General features: G+C 71.9%; 9 protein-coding genes. 6 read left to right on the top strand and 3 right to left on the bottom strand.

The features are described 5' to 3' along the window. Positions 1 to 19: 19 nt before the first annotated feature. The 3 genes from AB0I91_RS19115 (at position 20) to AB0I91_RS19105 (ending at position 5,416) form a co-directional block, all read left to right on the top strand. Complete coding sequence (locus tag AB0I91_RS19115) at positions 20 to 2,296, top strand: glycoside hydrolase family 3 C-terminal domain-containing protein (RefSeq protein WP_499637880.1); 2,277 nt, start codon at positions 20 to 22, stop codon at positions 2,294 to 2,296. Between the two features lie 25 nt (positions 2,297 to 2,321). Further along, the gene (locus tag AB0I91_RS19110) at positions 2,322 to 3,497 is read left to right on the top strand and encodes a glycoside hydrolase family 1 protein (protein WP_499637877.1); all 1,176 of its coding nucleotides are present in this window, start codon (positions 2,322 to 2,324) and stop codon (positions 3,495 to 3,497) included. 395 nt (positions 3,498 to 3,892) lie between these two features. Continuing rightward, the gene (locus AB0I91_RS19105; RefSeq protein ID WP_499637874.1) at positions 3,893 to 5,416 is read left to right on the top strand and encodes a matrixin family metalloprotease; all 1,524 of its coding nucleotides are present in this window, start codon (positions 3,893 to 3,895) and stop codon (positions 5,414 to 5,416) included. A 183-nt stretch (positions 5,417 to 5,599) separates the two neighbouring features. Here AB0I91_RS19105 and AB0I91_RS19100 read toward each other — a convergent pair whose 3' ends face one another. Beyond that, positions 5,600 to 7,690 (bottom strand): tetratricopeptide repeat protein, encoded by a 2,091-nt coding sequence (locus AB0I91_RS19100; RefSeq protein WP_499637871.1) that lies wholly within the window; start codon positions 7,688 to 7,690, stop codon positions 5,600 to 5,602. Next, positions 7,687 to 10,779 carry a WD40 repeat domain-containing protein gene (locus AB0I91_RS19095; RefSeq protein ID WP_499637868.1) on the bottom strand — a complete coding sequence of 1,031 codons (3,093 nt, stop codon included), beginning with the start codon at positions 10,777 to 10,779 and terminating at the stop codon, positions 7,687 to 7,689. Before AB0I91_RS19095 ends, AB0I91_RS19100 begins: the two co-directional genes overlap by 4 nt. Before the next feature lie 58 nt (positions 10,780 to 10,837). Between AB0I91_RS19095 and AB0I91_RS19090 the strand changes: the two genes are divergently transcribed. Both AB0I91_RS19090 and AB0I91_RS19085 read left to right on the top strand, forming a co-directional pair. Then, entirely contained in the window at positions 10,838 to 13,213 is a 2,376-nt protein-coding gene (locus AB0I91_RS19090) for an AAA family ATPase (protein ID WP_499637865.1), read from the top strand. Beyond that, positions 13,210 to 15,345, top strand: a complete 2,136-nt coding sequence (locus AB0I91_RS19085) for a WD40 repeat domain-containing protein (RefSeq protein ID WP_499637862.1) — start codon at positions 13,210 to 13,212, stop codon at positions 15,343 to 15,345. The genes AB0I91_RS19090 and AB0I91_RS19085 overlap by 4 nt, the downstream gene beginning before the upstream one ends. A gap of 196 nt (positions 15,346 to 15,541) precedes the next feature. Here the strand turns inward: AB0I91_RS19085 and AB0I91_RS19080 are convergent, their stop codons facing one another. Next, positions 15,542 to 19,789, bottom strand: coding sequence for a hypothetical protein (locus tag AB0I91_RS19080; protein ID WP_499637859.1), 4,248 nt, complete (start codon positions 19,787 to 19,789; stop codon positions 15,542 to 15,544). Positions 19,790 to 20,230: 441 nt separating this feature from the next. Here AB0I91_RS19080 and AB0I91_RS19075 point away from each other — a divergent pair, with 441 nt between their 5' ends. Continuing rightward, positions 20,231 to 21,112: a hypothetical protein gene (locus tag AB0I91_RS19075; protein ID WP_499637856.1), complete on the top strand. Its 882-nt coding sequence runs from the start codon at positions 20,231 to 20,233 to the stop codon at positions 21,110 to 21,112. The last annotated feature ends 189 nt before the right edge of the window (positions 21,113 to 21,301 follow it).

The following is a 21,301-nucleotide window of genomic DNA, read 5'->3' as shown; positions in this document are numbered from 1 at the left end:
GATGAGGAGACCGTCCACCATGGCCGACCACGAGGTCGAGCGCGCACCGCTCGCGCTCAAGGCATCGCTCACCTCGGGCAGCGACACCTGGCACTCGACCGGGGCGCCCGGCCTCGTGCGCTCGTTCCTGCTCGCCGACGGACCCCACGGCGTGCGCCGCCAAGGTGAGGGCGGCGACGCCCTCGGCATCGGCACGAGCGTCCCGGCCACGTGCTTCCCGCCCGCCGTGGCACTCGGCTCCACCTGGGACCCCGCGCTGGTGCGCAGGGTGGGGGAGGCCCTCGGCCGCGAGGCCGCCGCGCTGGAGGTCGACGTCCTCCTCGGTCCGGGCATGAACATCAAGCGCTCGCCGCTGGGCGGCCGCAACTTCGAGTACCTGTCCGAGGACCCGCACCTGACGGGACGGCTCGCCGCCGCCTACGTCGAGGGCGTCCAGTCCAGCGGCGTCGGCGCGTGCGTCAAGCACTTCGCGGTCAACAACCAGGAGACCGACCGGATGCGGGTCTCCGCGGAGGTCGACCAGCGGGCGCTGCGGGAGGTCTACCTCCGCCCGTTCGAGCACGTGGTGCGGACCGCGCGCCCCGCCATGGTCATGAGCGCGTACAACGGGATCAACGGTGTCCCGGCGAGCGAGAACCCCTGGCTGCTCACGCGGGTGCTGCGCGAGGAGTGGGGCTTCGACGGTGTCGTCGTGTCCGACTGGGGCGCCGTGAACGACCGGGTCGCCGCGCTGCGGGCCGGGCTGGACCTGGAGATGCCGCCGACCGGCACGGACGCGGAGGTCGTGGCCGCGGTCGAGCGGGGAGAGCTGGACGAGTCCGCGCTCGACGCGGTCGTGGACCGCCTGCGCCGCTTGGAGGAGCGACTCGGGGCCGCCCGGGCACGTGCGGCCGACGAGGAGTTGGCCGCGATCCGACGTGACAACGCCGAGCTGGCCCGGGAAGCCGGCGCCGCCGCGGCCGTGCTGCTGACCAACGACGGCGTGCTCCCGCTGGACCCGTCGTCACCGGGCGCCGTCGCGGTGATCGGCGAACTCGCCCGCACCCCGCGCTTCCAGGGCGGCGGGTCGTCCCGCATCGTGCCGACCGAGCTGTCCTCCGCGCTGGACGCGCTGACCGGCAGGCTGGGCGCCGACGTCGTCCGGTTCGCGCCCGGCTACGCCGTGGACGGTGTCGCCGACGAGGCGTTGGTGCTCGCGGCGGTCGAGGCGGCCCGTGACGCGCAGGTCGCCGTGCTCTTCCTGGGCCTGCCCGAGCACGCCGAATCGGAGGGCTTCGACCGGACCACGATCGACCTGCCCGCCGACCAGGTCGGCCTGCTGGAACGGATCGCCGCCGTGGCGCCGCGCGTCGTCGTCGTGCTGTCGAACGGTGGCGTGATCTCGGTGGCCGAGTGGCAGCACCACGCCAACGCGGTGCTGGAGGGCTGGTTGCTCGGACAGGGCGGCGGGGACGCGACGGCGGACCTCCTGCTCGGCGACCGGGCGCCGTCGGGCCGGCTCGCCGAGACCATCCCGCTGCGCCTGTCGGACCACCCCAGCTACCTCACGTTCCCCGGCGGCGACGGCGCCTCCGTGTACGGGGAGAGCGCCTTCGTCGGCTACCGGTACTTCGACACGCTCGACCGGCCGGTCGCGTTTCCGTTCGGGCACGGCCTCACCTACACCCGGTTCGAGTACTCCGACCTGCGGGTGGCCGAGGTGGCCGAGAACGCGTGGGAGGTGACCTTCTCGGTGACCAACGCCGGAGACCGGGACGGGCAGGAGGTCGTCCAGCTGTACGCCGGACCGGTCGAGGAACACCCCACCCGGCCCCGCTCGGAGCTGCGCGGGTTCGCCAAGCTCGACCTGCGACCCGGCGAGACGACGGCCGTCACGCTCCCGCTGACGGCCGCCGACCTGCGGACGTGGGACGTGCGCGGTCAGCGCTGGGCCCTGGCCGCCGGTGACTACGCCCTCCGCGTGGGCGCCTCCTCGCAGGACGTGCGGCTGCGGGCCACGGTCCACAGCGACGGCGACCGCGTGCTGACGCCGCTCACCGCGCAGTCCACCATCGCCGAGTGGCGCGCCGACCCGGCCGGCCGGGAAGTGCTGGCCGCTCTGCTCGGACAGACGGCCTTGGGCGCCGCCCAGTCCTCCGTCGCGCCGGAACTGGTCCGGATGTTCCTGTCCATCCCGCTCGACAAGCTCCGGTCGTTCGGCCTCGGTGTCACGGCGGAGACCGTGGCGCGACTGGTCGAGCAGGCGCGGACAGGGCAGGAGCAGCTGCTCGCCGCCGGCGCGTACCGGCGTCCGTGAGCGTTCGACAACACCAGGAGACACCGTGAACGCCACCTTCCCCCGCGACTTCCTGTGGGGAGCCGCGACCGCCGCGCACCAGGTCGAGGGCAACAACACCGCCAGCGACCTGTGGGCGTTCGAGAACGCGCCCGACTCGTTCCTGCCGGAGCGCAGCGGCGACGCGTGCGACAGCTACCACCGGTGGCGCGAAGACCTCGACATCGTCCGCGACCTCGGGCTCACCGGCTACCGGTTCAGCATCGAGTGGGCGCGCGTCGAGCCCGCGCCCGGCCACGTCTCGCGGGCGCACCTCGCGCACTACCGGCGGATGGTCGAAGGCTGCCTCGAACGCGGCTTGACGCCCGTGGTCACCCTGCACCACTTCACGACACCGTTGTGGTTCCGCGCGGCGGGCGGCTGGACCGGGGCCGACGCCGTCGCCCGCTTCCGCGCCTACGTCCGCGCGGTGCTGCCGGTCCTCGACGGCGTCGAGTGGGTGTGCACCATCAACGAGCCCAACATGGTGGCCATGATGAGCGCGATGATGAAGCGCGGCGAGCGGCGGGAGAACGTGGCCGGCGCGATGCCCCCGCCGGACCAGGACGTCGCCGACGCGCTGGTCGCGGCGCACCACGTCGCCCGCGAGGAACTCGCCGCGTTGCCACGCGTCCGGTCTGGCTGGACGGTCGCGAACCAGAACTTCCAGGCCGTGGACGGCGCCGACGACCTCGCCGCCGAGTGGGCTTACTCCCGCGAGGACCAGTTCCTCGACGTCTCGAAAGACGACGACTTCATCGGCGTCCAGGCCTACACCCGGGTCGTCATCGGTCCCGACGGCCCGATCGAGCCCGCCGCCGACGCGCGCAGGACCCTCACCGGGTGGGAGTTCCACCCCGCCGCGCTGGAGGGCGCCGTCCGCCACACCGCCGACCGCGTCGGACCTTCGGTGCCGATCCTGGTCACCGAGAACGGCATCGCCACGGCCGACGACGCGGACCGGGTCGACTACACCCGCCGCGCCCTGACGGGTCTGGCCCACGTCATCGCCGACGGCGTCGACGTGCGGGGTTACCTGCACTGGTCGCTGCTCGACAACTACGAGTGGGGCTCGTGGACGCCGACGTTCGGCCTGGTGTCGGTCGACCGGGAATCCTTCACCAGGACGATCAAACCCAGCGCGCGCTGGTACGGCGAAGTCGCCCGCACCGGGACCGTCTGACACTTCACCCGCACCCTGCTCTTTCACCACAACGAAGTGGATTGACCCGTCGGGCGGATTGTCAACCACCTCCGCGACGCGGATCGTTGCAGCGAACCTGGCGAAGCGCGAACTCGGTACCCGCAGGATTGCGGATTTCCTATTCCGGCTTGAGTTTTCCGCGACGAGTGCTGCCGCGGATGACCCATGCCCGACTCGCCCGTCCCGAGGGGAGCTGCGGATGATCCGCTGATCGCGCCGCCCGTACGCCTGCCGTCCGCGTGGTGTCGGCAGAAGTTGCGAGGTCCCGTGGTGATTGCCGGAAGGCCGCAGCGCACGGCCACCTCGCGGGAAGGGAGCACATTTTGAGACGTACCGGTTATCGGATTCTGTCCGCGAGTCTGGCGGGTCTGCTGTTGTGTTCCACGACGTCCGTCGCGGAGGCTGACGGCGACGTCGTCTATTACGACTCGTTGCCGCCGGCCGCCGATGTCCAATCGTCCTACGTCCTCGATCCCGGGAAGTGGCCCGGGAGCACGATCACCTACTCGTTCGCGAACACCACGGGCGATCTGCCGATCGCGGCGCAGCGTGCGGCGGTCCGTGCCGCCCTCAAGATGTGGGCGGACGTGGCGCCATTGCGGTTCCAAGAGGTGACCGGGGCGGCCGACATCGAGTTCTCGTGGCAGACGGGCAATCACGGCGACCCCCTCGACCCGTTCGACGGCCCGGGCGGCGTCCTCGCCCACGCGTTCTTCCCTCCGCCCACCTACTCGAACCCGATCGCCGGCGACGTGCACTTCGACGACGCGGAGACCTGGACCGACGCACCCCGTGGCGACGACGGACAACCCTTCGACCTCGTCACGGTCGCGGCGCACGAAATCGGGCACGCGCTGGGCCTGCGGCACTCCGGCGACTCGTCGGCGCTGATGGCGCCGTTCTACCTCGGTTCGCACCGCTTCCTGGCTCAGGACGACATCGCAGGTATCCGGGCGAAGTACGCGCCGCCCACGAAGTGGTCGGACTACATGTGCCCCGGCACCGAAGTGTGCGCGATCGCCGACGTGAACGGCGACAACCGGGACGACGCGATCGCCGTGATCAAGGGGACCAGCAACGACATCTGGGTGGCGTTGTCGAACGGCACGACGTTCGGTCCGCCCACGATGTGGTCGGAGTACATGTGTCCTGGCGCCGAGGTGTGCGCGATGGCGGATGTGAACGGCGACAACCGGAGTGACGCGGTCGCCTTCACCAAGGGCACGACCAACGACGTCGCGGTCGCTCTCTCCAACGGCGCCGCGTTCGGTGCGCCGCAGAAGTGGTCGGACTACATGTGTCCCGGCAACGAGGTGTGCGCGATCGCCGACGTGAACGGCGACAACCGTGACGACGTCATCGCCGTCATCAAGAGCGCCCAGGGCGAACCGAACGCCAACGACATCTGGGTCGCGCTGTCCAACGGCACCTCGTTCGGCGTGCCGACACGCTGGTCGGACTACATGTGCCCCGGCGCGGAGCTCTGCAAGTTCGCCGACGTGAACGGTGACAACCGGGACGACGCGATCGCCGTCATCAAGGGGACCAGCAACGACATCTGGGTGGCGTTGTCGAACGGCACGACGTTCGGTCCGCCCACGATGTGGTCGGACTACATGTGTCCTGGTGTCGAGGTGTGCGCGATGGCGGACGTTAACGGTGACAACCGGAGTGACGCACTCGCCTTCACCAAGGGCACGACCAACGACGTCTGGGTCGCACTGTCGAGCGGCGCCGCGTTCGGTACGCCGCTGAAGTGGTCCGAGTACATGTGCCCCGGCAACGAGGTGTGCGCGGTCGGCGACACCAACGGCGACGGCCGGCACGACACCGCGGCCTTCATCAAGAGCACCCAGGCGGAGCCTGACGCGCACGACATCTGGGTCACGCTCAGCTGAGCCCGGCCCTTGGTCGGCGGCGGCGCGGGAACGCCGCCGGCCAAGGGCCTCTGCAGTTCCCGCACCTGTCACCAGTCTCTTGTAGACAGTGGCGAGATCGGTCGCCACCAGACGAGGCGCAGCCGATCGCGGATCCACGTCGCAAGCCGGCGCCGGGATCGGCCCGGCTCGTCGTCGATCACATCACGCGCGGCCCTGCTCGTCGGCGATCAGTTCGGTCAGCTCGGTGACGGTCAGCGGGGAGCGGTTCTCCAGCAGGGTGATCACCCGGTCCAGGCGATCCGTCCCCGTTGCGGGGTCGACCAGGGCGCGCAGGTTCCGGCACGCCGTGATGGCGTAGTGCAGGTTGCCCACCCGGTAGTGCAGCTCGGCGGCCGTGCGCAGGTGAGCGGCCGCCGAACGGGCGTCACCTGCCGCGAGTTCCAGGTCGGCCAGGCAGTCGGCCGTGTGCGCCAAGCCGTACAGGTTGCCGCACTCCAGGTACCAGCGTTGCGCCTGCCGGTGGTGGCGCACCGCGTCGGTCCGTCGTCCGGCGGCCTGGCCCACCCTGCCGAGGAGCCCGTGGGTGCTTGCCTGACCTGCCTCGTCACCGAGGGACGTGTAGAGGTCGAGCGCGTGTTCGGCCGTCTCCCGGGCTTCCCGGTGCGCGCCGCTGCGCAGCAGGACGCCGCCGAGCCCGTTCAGCGCGTTCGCCTGCCCGGGCAGGTCTCCGAACTCCTGAAGGATGTCCAGCGCCGCCCGGTAGTGCCGCAGGGAATCGGCGTGGGCGCCGGTTTCGCTCTGCGCGCGGGCCAGGGTCTGGAGCAGCCTCGCCTCGACTGGTCGGTCGCCGAGGTGCCGTGCGGCGGCCACGGCGTCGACGTGGGTGTCGGCCCAGTCCTGCCACCGCGCGGTCAGGTAGGCGTAGTTCGAGAGCACCCAGGGCAGTTGCCAGGTGTAGGGGTGGATTCCCTCGGCCGCCGCCGTCCTGGCCGCGGCCAGCAGGTCGTCGTACTCGGCGTCGAACCACGTCATGGCCGTCGCGCGGTCGGCGAGGTCGGGCAGCAGGTCGGGCCGCGCGCACGGTTCGAGGTCGACCGGGCGGCGGTGGCCGTTGACCAGCCGGTCGGCGCGGTTGGCCGCGTGGAGATGGTGGTTGAGCAGCGCCCGCAGGGCCGAGGACCGTCGCTCCGGCGGGTCGGCGCGCGCCTGCTCCCGGGCGAACGCGAGCGTGAGGTTGTGCGACGCGTAACGCCCGGCCGAGATCCGCGACACCAGGTGACGGCGGTCGAGCTCGGCGAGCGCACGGCGGGCGTCGTCCGGCCCGGTGCCGGTCATCGCGGCGACTGCCGGCGCGCTGACGCTCGTGCCTGGGTTCACGGCCAAGGTCCGGAACGCGGTCGCCGGCGACTCGGGGAGGTGGTGGTAGGACAGGGCGAACACCGCGCGGAAGTCGGCCGCGTCGGTCATCGTCAGTGCGTCCAGCGCGGCGTTGCGGTCCGCCAGCTCCCGCAGGATCGCGGCCAGCGAGTCGTCGGTGTCGACCGCGGAGCGCGCGGCGACGATGCTCAACGCCAGCGGGTGGCCCGCGCACGCGGCGACGACCTGCCGCACGGCCTGGCGTTCCACCTCGGCCCGCCTGCCGAGGTGACGCTCGACCAGGAGGGTGGCCTCCGCGTCGGTGAGCGGCGCCAGGGTGACGCGGTCCGCGCCGTGGTGCAGGTGCAGCCCGTCCAACCTGTGCCGGGCGGTCACCACCGTGAAGCTGCCGGGGGACCGCGGCAGCAGCGGGCGCACCTGCTCGCTCTCCCGCGCGTTGTCGAAGACGAACAGCAACCTGCGGTCGCTCACCAGGCTGCGGAACAGGGCGAGCCGTCCGTCCGGGTCGGCGGGCATGGTCGAGGGCGGCACGTGCAGCGCGTCCAGCAGCACCCGGACCGCGGACTCGGGGGTCATCGGCGGGCGTCGTGGGTCGAAACCGCGCAGGTCCAGGTAGACCTGCCCGTGCGGGTACAGCTCGTGCGCCGCCTCACCCCAGTGGACCGCGAAGGAGGTCTTGCCGATGCCGGGTGCGCCGTCGACCACGCAGAGCCGGCTGCCCTGCTCCGTGCGCGCGAGTCGGGTCAACTCCTCCGACTCCCGGACGCGGCCGGTGAACCGTGGCGTCGTCGGCGGCAGGTTGCGCGGGACGTGGCGGGGCGCCGGGTGGTCGTGCAGGTGCACGCCACCAGCGATCAGGCCGGCCTGCACCGCCACCGAGATGGTCTCCCCGGAGACCGAGTTCTCCGCGTTCACCCGGGCTCCCCTCGTCGACCACGAGCGCCGTCGACCCCCGGCAGGACGGGGGTGGCGAAGTGGACGGCGCCGGACTCGCTCCCGGCGGCGACCCAGCTCCCGTCGCGGGCCATCGCCGCCGCGGTCAGGCCCGTGTCGACGGTCAGGCGTGCCACCTCGGCGCCTTCCCGCACGTCCCACAGCCGCACGGTGTGGTCCAGGGACACCGACACCGCGAACCGGTCGTCCCCGCGCAGCGCGACGTCACCGATCCGGTCCGCGTGGCCGGTCAGGTGCTGCCGCCACTCCCACGTCCGCAGGTCCAGCACGCCCAGCCATCTGCGCCACGTGTCGTCGAGCACGCAAAGCGCGATGTCGCCCGAACCGGTCACGACCTGGTCGACCGCGCTGAACGGCCCGGCCGCGCTCGGGCGCGAGGACAGCGTCCGGAGGTCCCAGACCCGCACGCACTCGTCGGCGTTGCCCCCGGAGAGCAACGTCCTGCCGTCCGGGCCGATGGCCAGGGTCGCGATGCCTTCGGGGTGCTCCTCCCAAATCCTGAGCGCCTCACCGGTCCCCGCGTCCCACACCCGCACGGTCCGGTCCATCCCGGCCGAGACCGCGATGCGCCCGTCGGGGGTGATGGCCACGGCCGTGACCAGGCTCGTGTGGCCGCGCAGGACGTGCCGCCGGCCTTCCCGCAGGTCCCAGATAATGGCGGCCTCGTCGTACGCGCCCGAGACCGCGCGGGTGCCGTCGGCGCTGAGCGCCAGCGCGCAGACCCTCTCCCGGTGCCCTTCGAGGGTGTGGAGCAGCCGGCCGGTCCCCGCGTCCCACAATCGCAGGGTGTGGTCGGCGGAACCCGACAGCACCCGGCGCCCGTCCGGTGACGCGGCCACCGCCCAGACCGCGGCGTCGTGCCCGACCAGGCTTCGCACCCGGTGCCCCGACCGCGGCTCCCACACGTGCAGCGCGTGATCGTCGGACGCCGACACCACGAGCCCGCCGCGCGGCACCTCGGCGAGGGCGTGGACGGGTCCGGTGCGCCCGTCCGGCGTGGTCCGCGTGTTCGGCCGGTCGAGGGCCCAGACGCGCACGGTGCGGTCGATGCCGCTGGACACCGCCGTGGTGCAGTCGCGGGACAGCGCCAGCGCACCCACTCCGTTGGAGTGCCCGGTCGACACGTTCCCGCACTCGCCGGAGGGCACGTCCCACACCCGGACCGTGCCGTCCTGCGACCCCGTGACGGCGACGTTCCCGTCGGGGGAGAGGGCGACCGCGTTGACCCGGTCGCTGATGTCGGCGTCGATGTGGAGGCTGCGGTGCACCGCGCGGCGGCCGAAGTCCCACACGTGCGCGCTGCCGTACAGGTCGGGCACCAGCGCCAGCGAGCCGTCGGCGGTGAGGGCGACCGCCTGCCCGGACACGTCGGGCAGGTGCACCACGTCCGCGGGACGGCCCTCCGGGAGCTCCCACAGCCGAAGGGTCCGGTCCCACGACACGGAGGCCAGTCGGCGTCCGTCGGCGGACACGTCCAAGCCGCGGACGTAGCGGGTGTGGCCGCGCAAGGTGCCGGCCAGTGCGCCCGTGTCGAGGTTCCGGATCTCCAGCGGGTGATCTTCGCAGGTGACGAGGAGCGACAGCGGTGACGGCCCGGCCGGTGCGGGTGACCCCGGTGCGGACACCCCCGCGGCGACCGCCACGACCCCTCCGGTGATCGCCGGGTCGCCGAACCTGGCGAGCCTCGCGCCGGACGCCAGGTCGTACACGCCGACGTGCTCGTCGTCGAGGCAGACGAGGCGGTCGTCGCCGATCACGGCGACGGACCGCGCGGTCCCCGCGTCCGGACCGGGCACGGACGTCCCGCGCGTCAGGTCCCAGTACTTCAGCACCCCTCCGCCGTCGGTGGACACGGCCAGCCGCGCGTCGGCGGTGACCGCCATCGACGTGACCGCGTTGTCGTGGCGCCCCAACGTCGCCAGCAGTTCCCCGTTGTCCAGGGACCACACCCGCAGTTGCCGGTCGGCGGTGACCACGTGGGGCCTACCGGGCACCAGGCAGAGCGCACCGATTTCCTCTGCGTGGCCCCGCAGGCGCATCGACACCTCACCCGAGCCGATCTCCCACACCAGCACGAGCCGGTCCCGCCCGGCGGACACCAGCCGTCCGTCGGCGGTGAACGCGAGGCAGCGGATCAAGGACGTGTGCCCCGGTCGGGTCGTCGTGACGGCGCCGGAACCCAGGTCCCACGAGGCGATCGAGCCGTCGTCCAGCCCGAAGGCGGCGTGCCGCCCGTCCGGGGACAACGCCGTGCTCTCACCGACCAGGTCGTCGCGGTGCAGTGCCCGCACCTGCCGTCCCGTGGCCAGGTCCCACAGCCGTGCCGTGTGGTCCCAGCCGACCGACACCGCCCGTCGCCCGTCCCCGGTGACCGCGATGGCGCGGACGAGCCGGTCGTGGCCCGCGAGGGTCGCCGTGCGCCGGCCCGTGGCCGCGTCCACCACGGCGATCGGGTGGCGTTCACCGGCCACCACCGCCTGTCGCCCGTTCGGTGTCAGCGCCAGCGCGAGTGGGGACAGGGAGTGCGGTGCCCAGGTGTGCAGCAGGCTCCCGGTCCGCAGGTCCCAGACCCGCAGCGTGCCGTCCTCGGACGCGGAGACCGCCCGCGCCCCGTCGGCGGTGACCGCGACCGCGCGGACCAAGCCCGTGTGACCGGTCAGCCGCTGGAGCGTCTTCCCCGTCCGGGTGTCCCACACCCCGAGGGTGTCGCGGGCCACGGGTGCGACGACCCCGCTCCCGTCGGGGGTGAGCGCCAAGCACTCCCCACCGCCGTCGCCGGTGGACAGGGTGCGCACCAACGACGAGGAGCGGCGCAGGCTCGCGCGCGACGGTTTCAGCCACGGCCTCCCGTCGTCCGCGGCAGCCGCGGTGAGCAGGACGCCCAAGCCGTCCGGCGAGCCCTCTGCCGCGTCCAACCGCAGCAGGAGTTGCGCGGCGAACTGGCCCGGGTCACGGGCGAGGACGTGGGCGCTCGCGTTGACCGTCGCGCCGATCGCCGAGAGGTCGGCCAACCGAGGGCCGGTGCGGCCGTCGATTGCGGTGCCGTCCATGTCCGTCGACGCTAGCATCGGGAGCGGTCCATCGGGATGACCTTTCCGGAGCAAGTCGATGCCCAGGGCAACATCACTCTTTCGAGTGTTCGTCAGTTCCACGTTCGGTGATCTGGAGGATGAACGAACGGCGTTGCACGAACGGGTATTCCCGAGGCTCGGCGCTTTGTGCGCCAGCCGGGGCGGCGAGTTCCAGGCCATCGACCTGAGGTGGGGCGTCTCCGACGACGCCGCGGCCGACCGGCGCATCACGGAGATCTGCCTGAGCGAGGTGGACCGCTGCCGGCGGGCCACCGCGCGGCCCAACTTCCTGCTGGTCCTGGGCGACCGCTACGGCACGAGCCTGCTCCCGCCGACCATCGACGCGGCGACGTTCGGCGAGCTGCGGCGCGGCCTGACCGATGACGCGGCACGACGCGTCGTGGACCGGTGGTACCTCGAAGACCGCAATTCGGTGCCCCGGGTGTTCGTGCTGCAAACCAAACGCGGACCACTGGGCGGCGAAGCGTGGGACCGCGACAAGGAGATGCTCCGATCGGCGCTTTTCCAAGCCGCGAAGAATTCAGAGGACGCCTCGGTGCAGCAATTCCTCCGCACTTCGCTGACCGAACAGGAAGCGATGCGCGGAATTCCCGAGAACGACCCGGGGGCACCAGGCGCCGTGCACGTGTTCCGACGCGTCCTGGACGGCCTGCCCGACGACGCGTCCGCGGGCAGGTACCGCGACCTGGTCGACGACGAGGAGGGCAAGCGGCCGGACCCGGAGGCGGCCAGGTCGCTGCGCCGGTTCCACGACGTGGTCGCGGAGCGGTTGCGCCTCGGCGGTCGCGCGGTCACCGAGTACCGGGCGGTCTGGGACGCGTCAGCGGGCCGACCGCGCAAGGACCACGTCGAACCCTGGTGCGAGCAGGTCTACGCCGTGCTCGCCGCAGCGATCGACGACGAGTTCCGAGCGGCGGCACGGCTCGAGTCGCACCTGTCGGAAGAACTGGCCCACCAGGCGTTCGGCGCGGAGCGGCGCAGCGGCTTCACCGGCCGCCGGCGGGAACTCGACACGATCACCGAGCACATCCGGTCCGGCCCGGCGAAGCCCCTGCTGCTCGTCGGGGAACCCGGCATCGGCAAGACCGCGCTGCTGTCCGAGGCCGCCCACCGGCTCGCCGGCAGCCGCCCGGTCGTCGCCCGCTTCATCGGCGCCACACCGCGTTCCGCCGACGTCCGCACCCTGGTCGACGACCTCCGCCGCACCGTGCCCGGAGTGGCCGGGAGCGCCCGCCCGGACGGCGAGCCGCTGACGGAGGTGGCCGCCCTCGCCGCCGCCTTCCGGGAGGAACTGGCCGCCGTGCCGGCCGATCCCGGCGTCGTGCTCGTGCTGGACGCGCTGGACCAGCTGGCGGGCGCGCCCGACCTGAGCTGGCTGCCGACCGACCTGCCGGCCGGGGTGAGCGTGGTGCTGTCCGCCCAACGGGGCAGCGCTGCCGAGAGCGCCGCCGCCGCACTGGGCGCGGTCACCGTGCCGGTGGGTGCGCTGCCGACCGAGGACGGCGACGAGCTGCTGACCCGGTGGCTGGACGGCGCCGGCCGGACGTGGCTGGGCGAGGCCCGCCGGGAGCTGACCGCACAGCAGAGGGCGGAGGTGCTCGGTTGCTTCGCGGTGCACGGCAACCCCCTGCACCTGCGCCTGGCCTTCGAGGAAGCCCGCCGGTGGGCGTCCTACGCGCACGTGCTGCCCGGCACGTTGGCCACCGACGTACCGGGCATCGTCCAGCAGCTGCTGGACCGGTTGGAGGCCGAGCACGGACCCGCGTTGGTGCGCCAGGCACTCGGCCTGCTCGCCGCCTCGCGGCACGGGCTGAGCGAGGCCGAACTGCTCGACCTGCTCTCCACCTCGGCGGAGGTGACCGAAGAGGTCGCGCGCAGGATGCCGCACTCGCCGCCGCTGGACGTGAGCGGGAACGGCGCCGCGCCCGGCAAGCGGCTGCCCCCGATCCTGTGGGCCCGCCTGCACGCGGACCTGGAGCCCTACCTCAACGAGCGGTCGAGCGAAGGCAGGGTGCTGCTCGGCTTCTACCACCGCCAGCTCGCCGAAGCGGTCACCGCGCGCTACCTCACCCAGCACGAGTCCGCCGCCGCGCACCGCCGGCTCGCCGAGTACTTCGCCGCCCAGCCGCTGGACCTCACCGACGGCGGGCGTTCCGCCGCGAACACCCGCAAGCTGCTCGAACTTCCCTACCAGCAGGCGCACAGCGGCAGCTGGGACGACCTGGGCGCGACCCTCGCCGACTTCCACTTCCTGCAGCGCAAGGTGGAGGCGGTGGGGATCGAGGAGCACGTCGACCAGCAGGGGCGCGTCGTCGTCACCCACACCGGCGTGTACGCGCTCCAGGACGACTTCGACATGGCGCTGCGGCTCTGGCCGCAGGAGCGGGCGTGAGCGCGCGGGGCAGGCGACCACACCCGACCCGCGAGGTGCTCGCGCACATCGCCCGAGCCCTGCGGCTGGAGTCCCACCACCTCGCCCGTCACCCGGAACTCACCTGGCAGCAGCTCGCCAACCGGCTCCAGTGGAGCCCCACGACCGCCGCCCTGGTCGACGCCGGGCGCCAGGACCCGCCGCCCGGTCCGGTCAGACTGCGGCCGCGGACACGTCCCCGTGAGTCGGAGGCACTCCTGCGGCGCCTGGAGCACGGACCGCGGTGGCTGACGGCCTGCGCCTTCGTGCCCGGCCACGACCTGATGGTCTCCGCGTGCACGGACCGGACCCTGGAGTTGTGGGACACGGCGTCCGGCCGGCCGGTGCGGACGCTGACGGGGATGTCCGCGAGCCCGCAGTCGTGCGCGGCCACGCCCGACGGGAAGTTCGTGCTGGCGACGACCGCCGGCCCCGCGGGTACCCTCCACGTCTGGGCGGTCCGCGACGGCCGGGAAACAGCCCGGGTCACCGCGCACACGCCGTCGTGCACCGCTTGTGCCGTCCGACCGGACGGCAGCGCGGTGTTCACCTTCGGCACCGACCAGTGGGTGAGGGAGTGGTCACTGCCGGAGCTGCGACCGATCGGAGAGCCGTTCCTCGCGCCGGAACCGTTGACCTGCGGTGCGTTGAGCCCCGACGGGTCGGTCCTCGTCTACGGGGGACGGCGAGGTGTGCTCTACGTGCGCAACCTCGCCGACGGGGGCCGGGTGACCGAACTCGTGCACGGGGCGCCGCTGTACGGGTGCGCCCTCGGCGCAGGCGGGCGGCCGGTGGCGACGTGCGGTGCGGACGGGCGGCTCGTGGTCTGGGACCTGGCCGGCGGTGGTGGAACCGAGATGACTCCCGCCACGACGCCGATCATCCACTGCGACGTCACCGCCGACGGCTCCCTCCTCGCCGCGGCTTCGGACGACGGTCGCGTCCACCTGTGGGAACTCCGCTCGTTCAGCGAGATCGGCGTTCTCGAAGCCCACACCACCACGGCGGTGAGCACTGTGCTGTCCGCAGACGGCGAGAAGGTGGCGTCGGTCAGCGGGGACGGCACGGTGTGCCTGTGGAGCGTGGCGGCGGCGACCGGCTCGGCCCTCGGCGGCCACACCGGCCTGGTCGGCGACGTCACCTTCACACGTGCCGGCACGACGCTGCTCACCTCGTCGTCCGACGGGACGACGCGGCAGTGGAACACGGCGACCGGTGACGAGATCGGTCCCGCCGTGCGCCATCCCGACGACGCCGTCCGCCACCTCCTGCTGGGGGACGACCTGGTGGTCGCCGCGGGTGAGCGGGGCGGCGTCCTGCTGATCGAGGACGTCGGCGCGCCGCCCGGGGCGGGGCAGCCGAAGGTGGTCGAAGTGGGTGAGCACGGATCGCAGGTCTGGGCTCTCGCACCGTTGCCGGGCGCACGGGCCGTCACCGCGGGGGCCGACGGGACGTGCCGGGTGTGGGACCTCCACGGACGGGTCTGCTGCTCGTCCTACCCGGGTGACAGCGAGCCCGTCCTGGCCTGTGCCGCGGCCTCCGACGGATCGGTGGTGTTCTCGGCGGGTGAAGGCGGCAAGCTCCACATCTGGGACCCCGCCACCGGCGTGGCGTTGTTCGTCGGGGACGACCGCACGTCGTCCATCCGTGCCGTCACCGTCAGACCCGACGACGCGGTGATCACCGTCGACGCGAGCGGGACGGCAACACTCCACCACCCCGAGACCGCGTGGACCCCCCAGGTGCTGGGCGCCGAGGTGGGGGGAATCCTGCAGACCCCAGCCCTGTGGACGGCCTCGGGCGACCTCGTCACCGGCGGCGCCGACGGAACCCTGGCGCTGCGACCGACCTGGGGCCGAGCGCGGCGGTGGCGCGCCCACCAGGGCCCGGTGCTCTGCGTGGCCGCGTCCCGCTCGGGAAGCCTGCTGGCCACCGGCGGCGCCGACCGCATGGTGGTGCTCTGGGACAGCGCGACAGGCCGCGAACTGGCTCGCTTGCCCTGCGCCGGCCGAGTGCACGGCATCGCCTTCCACCCCGACGAACGCGTCATCGCCTACGTCGGCGACGGCGGACTGGTAGGAGTGGCTGAACTGGACCATCCCGGCACCTGCTGACCGTGTCGCGACCGACGCCGTAGTCCACTGTGGTCGACAACGTCGACACCTGGCCGTGGGCGCACCGTCGTCGCGCACGTCCACTGGGCCGGGCAGTCCGAATTCCAGCACGATCCCCCCGATAGCTGCCGCCGACGCGCCACGCAGGTTCGTCATCACCCGCGGCCACCCCACCAGGTCGTCCACGAGTCGGGCGTCAGCCACCTGACTCGCGGAGGGCTGCGTCGAGCACGACCAGGTCCCATCCCGTGCTGATGACGACTTCGCCGGCGGGACCGACCTGAACGTCGCGGAGGCCGTTCTGGTGGAGGAGGACTTCGCCGGTGTGGTTGTGGAGGTTCCACACCCGGACGGCGTTGTCGTTACCGGCCGAAATGGCGTGAGGTGTGCCGTCGATGACGGTGCAGGCGATGGCGCGTACGGCTTTGGTGTGACCGGCAAGCGTCGCCCACAGGGTCTGGTCGGCGAGGTTCCACACATGGATGGTCCGGTCGGCACCGGCCGCGAGGACGTGCGGCCGGCCGTGAACGAGCGTGCACGACACGGCTCGAACCGGTCCTGGTAGTTGGCCGAGCACTTTTCCCTGGGAGTCGCCGTGCAAGTCCCAGACGCGCACAGTGCGGTCGTCGGAGCCGGTGACGGCATGCGGTCGGCCGTCGATCGTCGTGCAGGCGATGGCACGCACTGGTTTTGTGTGACCGGCGAGCACCGCTCGGCACATCCGGTTGGTCAGGTCCCACACGCGGATCTTCTTGTCGTCGCCGCCGGTGAGAACGTGCGGGTGACCATCGAGGGTGGTGCAGGCGAGTGCCCGCAGGGGAGCGGCCTGTCCGGAAAGGGTGAGGCGCCACCTGCCGTTCGTGAGGTCCCACGCGGTGGCTTTCGCATCACCGCTGGTCACGATTGCGTGCGGTTGCCCGTTGACGGAGGTGACCGCGAGTGCGCGGACCTGACCGGCAGGACCGGTGTGACCGGATGGCCAGGGTCGGGTGGTGCCGTCGGCGAGGTGCCGCAGTTCGAACGTCCCGTCCCGGCGGCAGACCACCAGCATGTCCTGCCCGTCGACGGATACCGGGGCGGAAGCTGTCACGTCCGACCTCGCTGTGGCCGGACTCCTCGAGCTGGACGGGGTGCCGGGGAGGGGCAGGTTCCAGAGCCGTGCGGTGGCGTCGTCTCCCGCGGTCACAACGTGCGGGTGACCATCGATCGTGGTGCAGTCGACCGCGCGGACGGTTCCGGTGTGACCGGTCAGGGTGGCCCGGAGGTGACTGAGAGAAGTCCGGGAGTTCCAGACGCTGACGGTGTGGTCGGAGCCGCTGGTGATGAGGTGGGGCTGCTGGTTGATCACGAGGCTGGACGCCGACTTCACCAAGGATGAGGACTGGACACCGGACTCGCGCTCGACATCGGTGGAAGTGAGGTCCCACGAGTGAACGGTGTGGTCGGCGGTGCAGAGGACGACGTGCGGGCGGCCGGCAACGACGGTGGAGGTGACGGTCCGCACAGGGGACGGGCCACCGACTTCGGCGTAGCTGACCAGTTCGCCGTCGGTGAGGCGCCAGAGTTGGACGCTGTTCCCGCGCCCGGTCGTGACGACGTGCGGCCGGCCGTCCAGCGTGAGGACCGCGAGCGAGCGGGCGAGGAGCGCCGGGTCGTTGATGGTCGCGCGAAGGGATCCGTCGGTGAGGTTCCAGATCTGGATGTGCATGCCGCCGGTGGCGGTGAGCGCGTGCGGGAGTCCGTCGATGGTGGTGCACGCCACAGCGAGGACCGGCTTGCGGTAGCTGGTGAGGGTCACGCGAAGGGCGTTGTCGGCCAGGTCCCAGACGGCGATGTCCTTGTCGTTGCCGCCGACGACCGCATGGGGTCGGCCGTCGACCGCGATGCAGGCGATCGCGTGAACAGGTCTGGTCGGGTGGGGCGCGACCGAGCGCAACACGCCGTCGGCGAGGTCCCACACCCGGATCGTCCGGTCGTTGCCGGCGGTGACGGCGTGGCTGCGACCGTCCATGTCGAAGCAGGCCACGGCCCGGACCGAACCGGTGTGCCCGGTGAGGGTGGCCCGCAAGTGGGTGCTGGTCTGGTGTCCGGTCGCCCATCGCGGGCGCCAGGGGTGGGCACGTCCGAACGTCCGGGACAGGGTGCTGTCGCCGAACCGGAGCGCGTCGATCGACAGCACGAGTCGGCGTTGTGCCGGGGTGAGGGAACGGTGCGGCGTCGTTCGGTAGACGGCGCGGACAGTGGTCGCGGTCGGGGTGATCGCGTGGTGGAGCACCGGCAGGAGCGTGTCCGGGTCGGCGTGCACGAGGTACTCGGCGTCGAGGACGAGTTCGTCCATCCGCCCGGCCGCTGCTGCGTGGGTCGCCAGGTGCGCGCGGGCGTAAGGACTGGCACGTGCCCAGTCCATCCTGGCTTCCGGGCTGAGGGGGACGCGCTCGCGCAGGACGGTGGTGAAGGCATCGTGAACGCGGTGCGCGTCGGTGTCCTCGCGGAGGTGCTCGGCGAGGGCTTGGTGGTAGAGCCGGTAGGCGGAGCGGCCGTGATCGGTGTTCTCCACGATGTAGGAGCCCGCGTTCCGACGTAGCCACACGATGTCCTCGTCGGTGTAGCCGCGCCCGGAGATGCGGGTGGCCAGCGGAGCCCAGACGTCCTCCCACTGCAAGCCTTGGCCTTCGGCATGGGCCAGGGGGATGAGGAGGTCGCGGGCGCGGACGACGTCATCGCCGAGGCGGGCTTCCAAGTCGCGGCGCATGGCGTCACCGGGGACGCTGGGCAGGGATGCCCGCCAGACGCGGTCGCCGGGGTCGGTGACCGGGGGCTCGGCGGAGAGGGTCGTCGCGGTGATCCGGGCGACCAGGAACGATGTCCCGGCCGCCTCGGCGACGGCCTCCGCCACCTCGACGAGGCGGCGGCGTGGCAGCTCCCCGTAGGCGCTGTCGACGGTGGCGCCGAGCAGGTTCCGGATGGCGTACGCGGTGAGCGCGGGTCGGTCGGCGTACCGGGGTGCGTCGAGGTCTGTCACCAGTCGCTCGTCGGCACGGCTCAAGTCGGTGACCAGAACGGGCAGGAGGTGCGGGCGGGTTCCCACCAGGAAGCGGATCCGGCCCTGGGCGGACTCGACGAGCGAAGCCAGCAGCCCACCCGCGAGGTCCAGGGGTGCGGCGGCCTCGTCCAGGCCGTCCAGCAAGACGGTGAACGGCAACGTCCGCCCTGCCAGAGCCCTCAGCAGCTCCTCTGCTGTCGAGGCGTCCACGCGGGCGGCCGACGCCACCGCGTGCAGGACCTGCCCGGTCGTCAGGCCGCGGGCCGTGAGCCGCACGTCGACCGCTCCGCGAGAGGGCAGCAACTCGTCCGGAAGATCCAGCTTCTCCACCGGGACCGAGGGCCGTCGGTCGGGGTCGGAGAGCGCGGCCAGAATGCCGAGGACAGCGGACTTGCCTGATCCGGGCGCGCCCGTGACCACCCGCAGCGGTTCGGACGCGTCGGGGCGGTTCAGCCAGTCGGACAGGTCGCGGAGAGCATCACGACGCCCGGTGAACCACCACCCCCCTTCAGGCGCATCATGGCTGCCCATAGCACGCCGCAGCACGTCATTCCGGAAGGCGATCTCCTGTTTGTCGGCCGTGGCACGCCACTCGGCCGCTTTCTGGGATGCCAAGTCGACGCCGTCGAGTCCGTTGTCGTGCCGCGGATTGAGGAGGAACGGCGGTTCCGCACCGGTCATCCCGACCTTCGCGATCCCGATCCGCTGGTGCCCCGGTCGGTTCACGTTCTTGTTCATCTGCTCGACGAGGACCTGGGGGTCCAGGGTCGTGGGGCCGTGGCCCGCCACAGCCGCCGCGTCGACGGCGTCGCGCAGCAGCCTCGGGAACATCCCGACCACGGCTTCCTCATTGGGCTGAGAAGAGGCGACAACCACCATTCCCGCTCCGGGCTCCCGTCCCCACGTGTCGGTCAGCAGGCTCAGCGCCCGGGCGGCGATCTCGTTGCCGCCTCGACCGGAATGGCAGGTGTCCAGCATGAGCAGCAGCCGCCGCACCCGTGTGCCGCGGAGGAGCTTCGCCGTGAGGTCCGAGGTGGACAACGCGTCGCCGAGATCGTCCGGATGGGTGTCGGACGTGATCAGGACGTGCTCGCCGGTCTCCTCCAGCACATGCCCGTGACATGTGATGTAGACGGCCAGCATGTCCCGCTCGTCGAGCGGATCGGGCGCCCTCGGGGAGCACATGTCCCGCAACCCCGCCGCGAGCTCGTCCCGGGTCGGGTCGACACCGAGATCCGGCAGGTGCCGGTACCCGAGGCGCGTGGTGAACAGGTCTATGACGTCTCGACGGGCCGCGGTCAAGGTGGGCCGGTCCCACAGGTGGTGGTGCCGGTGCCGGGTCACCGCTGTCGCCACCAGCAAGCGCCTGCCCTCGGCGGGCCTCGGATCCCGCAGGTTCACGGCGCACCACGCTCGACCGAGGCGCGGGGTGCGCGGAACGCGGATGTGCAGGCGATCACGACGTCGGGCACCGAAAGATCGCGCACCGGTCCGCCGACTTCGGTGACGAGTCGTTGCCCAAGGCGGTTACTTGCCCTCGCAAGGCACCAACCACCTCTACCAGTTCGGTGCCTCGCCGTGCACGAATGCGAGAGCGGCTCGGCGAATCCAGGGTCACGATGCGCAGCGGCTTCAGCCTACCAATGTCCGTGCCCACTGCGCCGGGCACTGGTGCTTCGGCCGCGGCCGGCCAGGAACGTGAACCGAGTCGTCGTCATATTTCGTGTCCGGGAGTTCGCCGTTCGGAAATCGAGTACTGGCAACGGCGTGGCGCAAGGGGGAACAGGCCGGCGCGATGCCATGGTGATCAGGTACTCGCTCGAGGTTGGTTTGGAGTGCTGTGTGGCGTCAGTGGTGTGTGTTCACGGTATCGGGCAACAAAGTTCAGGCGAACGGTCGCTGTTGGCGTCCTGGGAACCGGCTCTGCTGGACGGGATCACCCGTTGCGCCGCCACCGTGAGTGGTGGATCGGCGGTTCGCAGCGACGGTGTGATGCCCACGTTGGCGATGGCGTTCTACGGGGATGTGTTCCGGCCCGCAGGGTCGTTCCTGGGCGTGGGTGACCCGATGCTGGGGCCCGGCGACGTGGAGTCGGGCCTGGAGCAGGAGTTGCTCGCGGCGTGGTGGGCCGAAGCCGCCGACGTGGACGAGCGCGTCGCTCGTCCAGACGGGGACACGCTGGCAACCACACCCGGATGGGTGCAGCGGGCGTTGACGCAGTTGTCGAACAGTCGGTTCTTCGCCGACGTGGCGTTGCGAGCAGTGGTGTTCGACCTCAAGCAAGTAGCCCGCTACCTCACCGAACCCGAGGTGCGGGCCGCCGTGCGGGCACGGGTGCTCGCCGCCCTCGACGATGAGACCCGGGTCGTGGTGGCGCACTCGTTGGGATCGGTGGTGGCCTACGAAGCGCTCTGCGCGACGCCGGGCCACGGGGTGCGGGCCCTGGTCACGCTGGGCTCGCCACTGGGCATCGCCAACCTCGTGTTCGACCGCCTCGACCCGGCTCCCGCCGGCGGAACGGGTGTGTGGCCCGGTGGCGAGGACCTGGTGTGGACGAACGTGGCCGACCAGAAGGACGTGGTGGCGCTGGTCAAGGACCTCCGTCTGCGGTTCGGGGCGCGGGTCCGTAACGCGCTGGTGCACAATGGCGCGAAAGCGCATTCGGTTGTCCCGTATTTGACCGACGAAGTCACCGGCGCCGCGATCGTGGACGGGTTGCGATAACACCGACCCTGTCGCGGACCTCCGGGTGGACCCCACATCCACCCGGTTCACCGACTCGGAGTACCAGGACCGGTGCTCCTCGCGGTTGTGGCAGCGGCAGGTGTGCGAGCGCTTGGTCGCCGGGCACGGATGGGCGTTGCGAGGCGGCCCGCTCACGGTTCAATGCCGATGACAGGACCCCGAGCACTC

This window comes from Actinosynnema sp. NPDC049800 (assembly GCF_040656635.1).
In the GTDB taxonomy this organism is placed as follows: Bacteria; Actinomycetota; Actinomycetes; order Mycobacteriales; family Pseudonocardiaceae; genus Actinosynnema.
This window is presented reverse-complemented; position numbering and strand designations above follow the sequence as displayed.

What these genes read in the sequence shown, in the direction of transcription:
- AB0I91_RS19115 (WP_499637880.1), top strand. Translation starts at nt 20, where the DNA reads ATGGCCGACCACGAGGTCGAGCGCGCACCGCTCGCGCTCAAGGCATCG.
- AB0I91_RS19095 (WP_499637868.1), bottom strand. Translation starts at nt 10,779, where the DNA reads ATGGACGGCACCGCAATCGACGGCCGCACCGGCCCTCGGTTGGCCGAC.
- AB0I91_RS19090 (WP_499637865.1), top strand. Translation starts at nt 10,838, where the DNA reads ATGCCCAGGGCAACATCACTCTTTCGAGTGTTCGTCAGTTCCACGTTC.